This is a genomic window from Actinomyces sp. HMSC08A09, assembly GCF_001807465.1.
Classification (GTDB): Bacteria; Actinomycetota; Actinomycetes; order Actinomycetales; family Actinomycetaceae; genus Actinomyces; species Actinomyces oris.
The window spans coordinates 1,457-1,974 of sequence record NZ_KV789121.1 but is presented as its reverse complement, the minus strand read 5'-3'; the positions used below and the strand labels follow the sequence as shown (position 1 = coordinate 1,974).

Annotated in this window: 1 pseudogene; it reads right to left on the bottom strand. The window is 63.3% G+C overall.

What is annotated here, in order from left to right:
* Nucleotides 1-90: 90 nt before the first annotated feature.
* Nucleotides 91-518: pseudogene (locus HMPREF3165_RS13775) on the bottom strand (MFS transporter); the annotation flags it as partial.

Below are 518 nucleotides of genomic sequence, written 5' to 3'. Positions count from 1 at the left end.
AAGTGAGGAGACAGCACAGTGCCCTTAACCTACGAACCCGAGACTTAACCTACGAACTCGCGGCGGCCTAGCCGTGTCTAGTCCTGCGAACTAGTCCTGGGAGGTGACCCCGACGTCGGCCATCTTCCGCTCCGTCCACGGGGCGACGATGAACAGGATGATGGCCACGGCGACCGTCACGGCCCCCAGGCCGTAGTAGTAGGTGGAGTTCGCGATGTTCTCCGTCCTGGAGATGATGAAGCCGGCCAGCCCCTGACCAGTGGCCGTCGTCAGCAGCCACAGGCTCATCGTCTGGGAGGCGAAGTTCTTGGGTGCCAGCGCCGACGTCGTGGACAGGCCGACCGGGGACAGGAAGAGCTCGGCGACGGTCTGGATGACGTAGACCAGCGCCAGGAACCACCAGGGGGACAGCTTTGCGCCTCCCGGCCAGATCTGGAAGCCGTAGCCCAGGATGAAGGCCGATCCCCCGATGATGAGCACCGAGATCGCGAACTTCATGATGGTGGAGGGAAACCTGC